General features: G+C 35.9%; 10 protein-coding genes. 5 read left to right on the top strand and 5 right to left on the bottom strand.

Features of this window, described 5'->3' with window-relative positions; translation table 11 throughout:
- Positions 1 to 99: 99 nt before the first annotated feature.
- The 5 genes from spxA to pepF all read left to right on the top strand — a co-directional run bounded on the left by spxA (position 100) and on the right by pepF (position 6,222).
- Positions 100 to 495, top strand: a complete 396-nt coding sequence (gene spxA, locus V7122_RS24780; RefSeq protein ID WP_335345696.1) for a transcriptional regulator SpxA — start codon at positions 100 to 102, stop codon at positions 493 to 495.
- Positions 496 to 750: 255 nt separating this feature from the next.
- Entirely contained in the window at positions 751 to 1,413 is a 663-nt protein-coding gene (gene mecA / locus V7122_RS24775; RefSeq protein ID WP_335345695.1) for an adaptor protein MecA, read from the top strand.
- 56 nt (positions 1,414 to 1,469) lie between these two features.
- Complete coding sequence (gene cls / locus V7122_RS24770) at positions 1,470 to 2,987, top strand: cardiolipin synthase (protein ID WP_335529825.1); 1,518 nt, start codon at positions 1,470 to 1,472, stop codon at positions 2,985 to 2,987.
- Between the two features lie 104 nt (positions 2,988 to 3,091).
- On the top strand, positions 3,092 to 4,291 hold the full coding sequence (locus V7122_RS24765) for a competence protein CoiA (RefSeq protein ID WP_335529822.1): 1,200 nt from the start codon (positions 3,092 to 3,094) through the stop codon (positions 4,289 to 4,291).
- A 113-nt stretch (positions 4,292 to 4,404) separates the two neighbouring features.
- Positions 4,405 to 6,222 carry an oligoendopeptidase F gene (pepF, locus tag V7122_RS24760; RefSeq protein WP_335529819.1) on the top strand — a complete coding sequence of 606 codons (1,818 nt, stop codon included), beginning with the start codon at positions 4,405 to 4,407 and terminating at the stop codon, positions 6,220 to 6,222.
- Positions 6,223 to 6,274: 52 nt separating this feature from the next.
- On the opposite strand, the gene V7122_RS24755 is transcribed toward pepF, so the two are convergent.
- From V7122_RS24755 to V7122_RS24735, 5 genes are all read right to left on the bottom strand, one after another.
- Positions 6,275 to 6,424: a hypothetical protein gene (locus tag V7122_RS24755; RefSeq protein ID WP_438824028.1), complete on the bottom strand. Its 150-nt coding sequence runs from the start codon at positions 6,422 to 6,424 to the stop codon at positions 6,275 to 6,277.
- A 336-nt stretch (positions 6,425 to 6,760) separates the two neighbouring features.
- Positions 6,761 to 7,648, bottom strand: coding sequence for a ClpXP adapter SpxH family protein (locus tag V7122_RS24750; RefSeq protein WP_335345691.1), 888 nt, complete (start codon positions 7,646 to 7,648; stop codon positions 6,761 to 6,763).
- Positions 7,645 to 8,052, bottom strand: a complete 408-nt coding sequence (locus tag V7122_RS24745; RefSeq protein ID WP_335354056.1) for a globin — start codon at positions 8,050 to 8,052, stop codon at positions 7,645 to 7,647. The genes V7122_RS24750 and V7122_RS24745 overlap by 4 nt, the downstream gene beginning before the upstream one ends.
- A 224-nt stretch (positions 8,053 to 8,276) precedes the next feature.
- Positions 8,277 to 8,915 carry a lytic transglycosylase domain-containing protein gene (locus tag V7122_RS24740; RefSeq protein WP_335354055.1) on the bottom strand — a complete coding sequence of 213 codons (639 nt, stop codon included), beginning with the start codon at positions 8,913 to 8,915 and terminating at the stop codon, positions 8,277 to 8,279.
- A gap of 17 nt (positions 8,916 to 8,932) precedes the next feature.
- Positions 8,933 to 9,118, bottom strand: a 186-nt coding sequence (locus V7122_RS24735) for a CYTH domain-containing protein (protein ID WP_335529815.1), incomplete at its 5' end; no start/stop codon positions are given.

The following is a 9,118-nucleotide window of genomic DNA, read 5'->3' as shown; positions in this document are numbered from 1 at the left end:
AAGTAATTGTAATTTACGGATTAGCTAATGTTCATTATTAAACAAATAAACAATCTAATATTGATTATATGTCTAAATTTAAGGGAGTGAATTTGTAAAATGGTTACATTATACACTTCACCAAGTTGTACTTCTTGCAGAAAAGCGAAATTATGGCTAGAAGAGCATGATATAGCTTATAAAGAAAGAAATATTTTTTCTGAACCGTTGTCAATTGATGAAATAAAAGAAATCCTTCGCATGACAGAAGATGGAACAGACGAAATTATTTCAACGAGATCAAAAACATTCCAGAAGTTGGATGTTAATTTAGAAGCGATGCCTCTTCAAGATTTATTTGAATTAATCAAAAAGAATCCAGGTCTGCTTCGCCGTCCGATCATCATTGATGAAAAGAGACTGCAAGTCGGATATAACGAAGATGAAATTAGACGTTTTCTTCCTAGAAAAGTCCGTACATTCCAGCTTCGTGAAGCACAGCGCTTAGTAAATTAATAGGACAGGGCCTTCTTTCTAATGAAGAGGGTCCTTTTAATATATTTTTAGAAAAGCTATAAAGTTTGTGAAAGCGAAAGAATTTTGCTAAAATGTTAGGACAATTTGTTTTACCCTAATAAGGTGCAAATTTTAAAGCATTGGGTGTTTAATGGTTTTTAAAAAGTTGTGACATTTTAATTCCCTTTATATCCTTTTTATCATAAAATAAAAGTACAAGGTGCAATATCCTACTCCGGAAGGGAGAGTTGCAATATGGAAATTGAAAGAATAAATGATCATACAGTTAAGTTTTATATTTCTTATGGTGATATAGAAGAAAGAGGCTTTGAGCGCGATGAAATTTGGTATAACCGCGAACGCAGCGAAGAACTTTTTTGGGAAATGATGGAGGAAGTCCATGAAGATGAAGAGTTCACTGTGGAAGGTCCATTATGGATTCAAGTTCAGGCATTAGATAAAGGTTTAGAAATTCTTGTTACTAAGGCCCAGCTTTCAAAGGATGGCCAAAAGTTTGAATTGCCCGTACCAGATGAAAAATTAAAGGATATTCCTGTTGATGAGCGAATAGAAGAACTGCTTGATCAGCATTTTAATCCAAATTCGGATGAGGAATTAGAATATGAGGAAAATCTTGATTTTCTTTTGAGTTTTAGAGACTTTGAAGATCTTATTTCACTATCCAAGCAGCATGGCCTTGATTCCATTCCAACAAAGTTATATTCCTTTGAGGGAAGGTACTATTTATTCGTTGAATTTCCTGAGGAAGCCTTCAGTGAAGAGGATGTTGACAATATGCTGTCCATTTTATTGGAATATGGGAACGAAACACAAATTACCATTCATCGCGTTGAGGAATATGGAAAACTAATCATCGCTGAGGATGTATTTGAACAATTAAGATCGTATTTTAAATAGAAAATCCGATTTCAGTTTGAAATCGGTTTTTTTTATGGCAAGTGGTAGGTGAGAAGGTGAAGAACACAGTCAGAATTATCTTATTTCTAGGAATAATGGTGGGTCTTGTTTATCTTTACGATCATTATGTCATGCAAACAGGCGGATATTTAGGCTATATAAGTATTTTGATGTCGTTGTCAGTGATATTTATTGCTTTTGTCATATTTTTAGAAAATCGGCATCCGGCCCAAACTTTGACATGGCTTGTTGTTTTAGGAAGTTTCCCGCTAGTCGGGTTCATTTTCTACATCTTATTCGGGCGAAATTATAAGAAAGAAAAAATGTTTAGACAGAAATACATTCTCGATAAACAAGCTTTTTTAAGGGTGGAAGGAGAGATTGATCCATCTAATGAGGAAAAAATGAAACAGTTGGGGGATCATCAAAGAAAACTTTTTCATTTGGCCCAAAATTTAGGTCATAGTCCAATATCTTTTGCCACACAAACAAAGGTTTTAACAAATGGGGATGAAACCTTTCAGCATATATTAGAAGCTTTAAAAGAAGCGACTCACCACATTCATTTAGAATATTATATCGTACGTCATGACGAAATTGGTCAAGAAATAAAAAATCTCCTTATCCAAAAGGCTCACGAAGGGGTTAAAGTCCGTTTTCTCTATGATGCAGTTGGTTCGTGGAAATTATCAAATAAATATATTGATGAACTAAAGAAAGCTGGCATCGAAATAATTCCCTTCGGACCTGTTAGACTCCCATTTCTTAGCAGTAAAATAAATTTCCGCAATCATCGTAAGATTATCGTTATAGATGGAAGTATTGGATTTGTAGGCGGGTTAAATATTGGGGATGAATATTTAGGACGAGATGAGAGCTTTGGATTTTGGCGCGATACTCATTTATTAATGAGGGGAGAAGCTGTAAGAAGCCTGCAATTAATTTTTCTCCAAGACTGGTATTATATGACGAACAAAAGCATCATGTCTCCGGAGTATTTATCTCCTGATTTGGAGGAAAGCATCCATGGCGGAGTGCAGCTTATAGCTGGAGGACCAGATAATGAATGGAGCGTAATTAAAAACATCTTTTTCTCCATGATTACTTCAGCTGAAAAATCGGTTTGGATTGCCTCGCCATACTTTATTCCGGATGAAGATATTTTTTCTGCACTGAAAATAGCAGCTTTAAGCGGAATTGATGTAAGACTTCTTGTACCGAAGAATCCTGATAAAAGAATTGTATTCTATGCGTCACGTTCGTATTTTCCAGAATTGCTAGAAGCAGGTGTAAAGATCTTTGAATATGAGAAAGGCTTTATGCATAGCAAAATTGTCATCGTTGATGAAGAATTGGCTTCCATTGGTACATCTAATATGGATATGAGAAGTTTTCATTTGAATTTCGAGGTTAATGCTTTTTTATATCGCACTAGAAGTACTGACAAGCTTGTAAGAGAATATCTAAACGATATCCAATGTTCCAAAGAAATAGATTTAGAGAAATTCAAAAATAGGAAGATTGGCTATCGTATTATTGAATCAACGTCAAGACTGTTATCCCCATTTCTATAAAGGAGCTGCACCTTAAAGGTCAGCTCCTTTATTATTTCTGAAAATTTTAAAGGTATATGAAGTAATATGTCGAATAGTAGCCTTTAAAGAAGGGAGATGATTTTTTGTTGGTTTCAAAAACAGAGCAAGGAGAATGGTTTAGTTTAGCAAGTAATCATAGTCATGAAATGCTTAGAGAGTTAAGAAAATCTGAAAGCTTCTATTGTCCAGAGTGTGATGAGCGGGTCCTATTAAAAGTCGGCACGATAAAAATTCCTCATTTTGCCCATGAAAAAGGAGCAGTCTGCTCGGAAAAGTACGAAAGAGAATCCGAATATCATTTAAAGGGAAAGCTTGCCTTATATAAATGGCTTCAAGAGAAGGGGCTGTCTCCTCAGCTGGAGCCATATTATAAGGAAATTGCTCAGAGGCCTGATATTGGCTTTACGAATAAAGGTGTTTCATATGCGATAGAATATCAATGCTCTACAATTCCAGAAGGACTCTTCGTCAAAAGAACTGAAAGCTATTATCATGCGAATATTACTCCTATATGGATCACAGCTGGCAAAAATATTATACGTAAAGGTCATAATCTAGTTGCACTTTCGAGATTCGATTATTTATTCGTAACAAAAAGCTCATCTGGAACTTGGCATCTTCCCGCTTACTGTCCAGTTACCGACAACCTCATCCTTATCCAACACATCATGCCCGTTACCGTTAAACATTCCTTAGCACAATTCTCTATAATGACTTTAAGCAACTCACCTATATCAAATCTACTAAATCCGGGAAGCAGGCGCTCAAATAGAATAGATGATTGGATTAAAGAAATTAGAAAGGCAAAGAATATTACGATTCCTCTATATGGGTCCGTCCACAATAAATTCCTCCAAGAACTTTATACTCATTCCTTCACAACTTCTCTGCTTCCGCCTGAGATCGGATTACCTGTTCCACACTTACACTTTATTGAAACGCCAGCTGTTGAATGGCAAAGCTACTTATTTATGGATGTACTAAAACAATATAAATCGATTTCGATGGATCAAATTTTACATTCCTTTAAAAGGAGAGTGCGAAATCGTGAGATAAAGATTAGACAGCTTCCCCAAGCTCGAAAGGGAAGTGCCTTGATGGCGGTGAAGGAATATATCGATTTACTTGTCCAAATTAAAACACTCCAGCCTGAAAGCCAAAACTCTTTCAAGATGGTTAAACCGATTATCGTGCATGAAACAGTAGGGAGCCAGTGTGAAAGTGAGAAAATTTTTTATCAATTATATAGGGATATTATTAGTAAGAGTTTAAGCTGGGTATGATAAAAATATCAATTTAGAAATACAATGAACATAGAAGGGATTTCATTATTGAAAAGCGAAATATTAATTTGCACCCTTTTTCGGTACACGAAATATTGAATGGAGGATGGAAAATGGCAAGTGAAACGGCTGTTAAAAAGCTTCCCGCGAGAAGTGAAATCAATGTGGAATACACTTGGAAGCTAGAGGATATTTTCCTAAATGATGAAGCATGGGACAAGGAATTCAATGATGTAAAGGCACTAATACCTGGAGCAAGTAAGTTTCAAGGAAAATTAGGGGAAAGTGCAAATTTATTATATGAGGCATTACAATATCAGGACCATTTACTCGAACGTCTTGGCAAGCTTTATACATATGCTCATATGAGGTATGATCAGGATACAACAAATTCTCATTATCAAGGCATGGACGACCGCATAAAGAATTTATATTCGCAGGCAGCGAGCAATCTGGCTTATATTGTTCCTGAAATTCTTGCCGTTGATGAAGAAAAGATTAATGGTTTCTTGGAGGAAAAGAAAGAGCTTCAGCTTTACAGGCAATCGTTAGACGAAATAAATTTACAGCGTCCTCATGTGCTCTCCGCTGAACAGGAAGCATTACTTGCTGAAGCTTCTGAAGTGTTTTCTGCTTCCAGTAATACATTTGGGATGCTTAATAATGCTGATTTGGAATTCCCTTCCATAAAGGATGAAAATGGGGAAGAGGTTGAGGTAACACATGGCCGTTATAGCAGATTCCTTGAAAGTGAAGATCAAAGGGTAAGACATGATGCATTTAAGGCTGTTTATGACACATATGGAAAATTTCGCAATACGTTTGCAAGCACATTAAGCGGAAACGTAAAAATGAATAATTTCAATGCGAGAATTAGAAACTATAGCTCAGCTCGCCATTCAGCCTTAGCTGCTAATAATATTCCAGAATCGGTTTACGATAATCTTGTTCAAACAGTTAATGACAATCTGCATCTGCTGCAGCGTTATGTAAAGCTTCGTAAAAAGGTTCTTGCTGTCAATGAGCTTCATATGTATGATCTTTACACACCTCTTGTTAAAGACATCAAAATGGAGGTTAAGTATGATGAAGCTAAAGATTTAATCCTTAAAGGTTTAGCTCCTCTTGGTGAAGATTATTTAAACGTATTGAAAGAAGGATTTGAAAATCGCTGGGTTGATATTTACGAGAATAAAGGAAAGCGCAGCGGTGCTTATTCATCTGGTTCATATGGAACGCATCCATATATACTAATGAACTGGCAGGATAATATAAATAATTTGTTTACATTGGCACACGAATTTGGCCACTCTGTTCATAGTTATTACACGAGAAAAACTCAAAAGTATCCATATGGCAATTATTCGATCTTCGTTGCAGAGGTTGCTTCAACATGCAATGAAGCACTATTAAACGATTACTTATTAAAGACAGTGGACGATGATAAGAAGAGAATTTATTTATTAAATCATTATTTAGAAGGCTTTAGAGGCACCGTATTCCGTCAAACGATGTTTGCAGAGTTTGAGCATCTAATTTATCAAAAGGCGCAGAATAATGAAGCTCTAACGGCTGAGGCATTAACAACAGAATATTATGAGCTGAATAAGAAATATTTTGGGGAGGAAAATCTAATCATTGACGAGGAAATAGGATTAGAATGGTCCCGTATTCCTCATTTCTATTACAATTATTATGTTTATCAATATGCGACTGGCTTTAGTGCAGCTACCGCATTAAGTAAACAAATTTTAGAAGAGGGCCAGCCGGCAGTTGATCGTTACATTGAGTTCCTAAAGGCTGGAAGCTCCGATTACCCTATAGAGGTGCTAAAGAAAGCTGGGGTAGATATGACAAGTTCTAAACCAGTCGAGGATGCATGTAAAGTATTTGAAGAAAAGCTCAATGAAATGGAAAAATTGCTAGGATAATGAAAATAGGAGAATGAGGTTCTAAACTTCATTCTCCTTTTATATAACAGATTCAAAATCCTTTAAACTTCTTTCGGTCATTAATCGTGATAATGAGAATTAATATGGATAAAAATAAGAGCGGTGAGCTTATATAAAGGGGAAACATCTTCATAAGCGCGAAGAAATTTAAGATAAAGGAAAGAGAAATAAAGACAAACATTAGAACAAAAGGAAGCTTTTTCACCTCGAACTCCTCCTGTTAGATTGTTAAGTGACTTAAAGATAGGCCTAATGGTTATTACATTATATTCAACTGTCCATCTATTATGTAATGTATTTGACAATATTGTGAATAAAAGCACAAACTTATTGTGCTCTCTCTAAATTCATGTTATATTACAGACATGAAGTTGATCACATACAAACACCTACCCCTTGTTTGACCGTGAAAGATTTCTCCCATCCCCTTTTTTTCGTATTATATATAAAAAAAGACCATGCAGACTAAATTAGTTTGCATGGTCTTTTTTGGGGTATAGAGATATAAGAAATGAGTTCAAAATTCATCTAAAGAATTAAACTTCCAAAACATTCCGTACTTAACGGGAATTTGTTCGACTATTTGCTTTAATTGCAGCTTCTTCATTTCGCGGTCTACTTCATTGATCGTCATATTGTAGACAACCGCAATTTCCTTGGAAGCAACAAATTTAAAATACTTTAGAAAGATTTCTAAAGGGGGCGGAGCTGAGCGTTCAGGCTTTTCTACCAGCATTTCATCTAAAATTTGCTCATACACTTCATAAGGATAAACACCAGTAACTTTTATTCCTTCATCCTCGATATTTTCATTAAAAAAGACAAGGGTAGGAATTTCGTGTACATCCATTTCTGCGGTAATTTTTAAGTCACATTGAAAGGCCTTTGCTGCACTATCAGAGTGAATATCAGAAATAAATTCTGCTACATCCAAGCCCACACTTTCTGCACACTCTCTTAATACATCCAGGCTTGAGACATTTTGCTTTTCCAAGAATAACACTTCCTGCAATTTTCGCAAAAACCGTATTCCGGCTCTTCTGCCTTGCAGCTCTGCAGCTTTTATTGCAACTGATGCAAGATGCGGGGATGAAATGGGATTTTCAAACCAAAGGTTTCCGTCACAGGACATTCCTGAACGGCTTGCTGTTTTTTCCCAAAGCTCAGCAATATTTTCGTAGCTATGCTTTCTGCCTATATTTAATGTCGACAATCTTCCGCTTATGACATGCTTAATGGAAAAATAACGACCATACTCAATCATGAGTTTTTTTAAGATGGGTTCAAGGGCCCAGCATTCAGGACAAAGAGGATCAATGAACAAGTACAATTCAAGCGGCTTTTTCTCATTGCCATGACAATGAGGTGATGGCGACTTTGATTCGAATGATTCCTGATTGTTCACAAGTTCTCACCTTTCATCATTTCATTTTCAGATGTATTAATCATATGCTGTGCAGTTAAAAAGAGTCTTGCATAAAAATCTTCTCTTATTTGTCCTTCCAGTTTAACCTCATCCATTGCTTCTGTCATACATGAAAGCCATGCCTTGGCTCTAGTTTCGGTTATTTCGAAAGGCAGATGCCGGGCACGAAGCATCGGATGACCATGTTCAGATGTATATAATGGGGGGCCGCCCAAGTATTGGGTTAAAAATTGCTTTTGCTTTCTTGCCGTTTCCGTTAAATCATCTGGAAAAATAGGAACGAGATCGGGATGTTGTCCCACGCGACGATAAAAAGCTTCCACAAGTAGGTGGAGCTTCTCTTCTCCAATCGCATCGAACGGTGTATGCATTTTCTCGACCATAATAAAAAATCTCCCTTATTTGAGTTATATAATGTTAAGCCTAATAGCAGATATAATGAAAAATGATTAGCAATTGATCAAGTAATCTCTTTTCATTCTATCAATGAGTGATTTTTAACTCAAACAAATAGCTTTCAAAAAATTTCAAGGGAATTTTTTGAAGGGGCAGTCTGCCTTAATTTTTCAACAAAAAATGTCTATTGAAGCAATAGACGAAGGTAAGTTCAGGACAGAAATGCACTCTTAATTTTTCGAACGTAATTAATCGTTTCTTTGAATGGGGGAATCCCACCGTGTTTATCCACATTTCCTGGTCCAGCATTGTAGGCTGCTAAAGCTAGTTCAATATTTTCATCATATTTATTTAGCATTTGACGTAAATATTTCGCTCCGCCAAAAACATTTTCTTGCGGGTCAAAAACATTTTTCACACCTAATTCCTTTGCTGTTTCAGGCATAAGCTGCATTAATCCAGATGCGCCTGCATGGCTAATCGCTGACGGATTAAAATTAGACTCCTGCTTTATGACTGATTTTAACAATTTGGCTGGAATACGATAATGCTCTGATGCTTTTTCAATAATTTCATCAAAAGTTGTGTCCGTTCCGGAACCTGATAGTTTAGTAAGCATGAATGGTGGCAGTGATGGCCTATTTATCACCGGTGAAGGGCTGTTATCGGTATAACTGGTTAACTTCTCAAATTGATTTTCACTTACAGTTGAATCAGGCAAATTCGTTTCTTGTAATAAATGATTCAGCAGCTCCTGAAATACTTGGCTATTTTCTGAAGAAGCTTGAGAAATGTCAAAGTTTTTTAGTGCCTGCAAGTCTAGCATAATTTTTAATTGCTCTACATTCATTTTCTTAGTTCTCCTTTTTAAAAACCAGCTTGCTGATTATATTTTTCTTTATAAAAACGCATAATTTTATTGTCAGTTTTACGTATAGGGATATCTAAATTTAATAGCAGTTCTGAAAACACTTCGAGGCCTTTTTCTCTATTACTTACTTCATATTCTATCTCAAAATCCTCTTTATTTAAATAATAACTATGATCCAATAC

Origin of the sequence: Bacillus sp. JJ1532, assembly GCF_036965085.1 — a bacterium.
In the GTDB taxonomy this organism is placed as follows: Bacteria; Bacillota; Bacilli; order Bacillales; family Cytobacillaceae; genus Cytobacillus.
This window is presented reverse-complemented; position numbering and strand designations above follow the sequence as displayed.

Coding starts and splice junctions, on each gene's coding strand:
- spxA (WP_335345696.1), top strand. CDS start 100: ATGGTTACATTATACACTTCACCAAGTTGTACTTCTTGCAGAAAAGCG.
- mecA (WP_335345695.1), top strand. CDS start 751: ATGGAAATTGAAAGAATAAATGATCATACAGTTAAGTTTTATATTTCT.
- pepF (WP_335529819.1), top strand. CDS start 4,405: ATGGCAAGTGAAACGGCTGTTAAAAAGCTTCCCGCGAGAAGTGAAATC.
- V7122_RS24755 (WP_438824028.1), bottom strand. CDS start 6,424: ATGTTTGTCTTTATTTCTCTTTCCTTTATCTTAAATTTCTTCGCGCTT.
- V7122_RS24745 (WP_335354056.1), bottom strand. CDS start 8,052: ATGGTCGAGAAAATGCATACACCGTTCGATGCGATTGGAGAAGAGAAG.
- V7122_RS24740 (WP_335354055.1), bottom strand. CDS start 8,915: ATGAATGTAGAGCAATTAAAAATTATGCTAGACTTGCAGGCACTAAAA.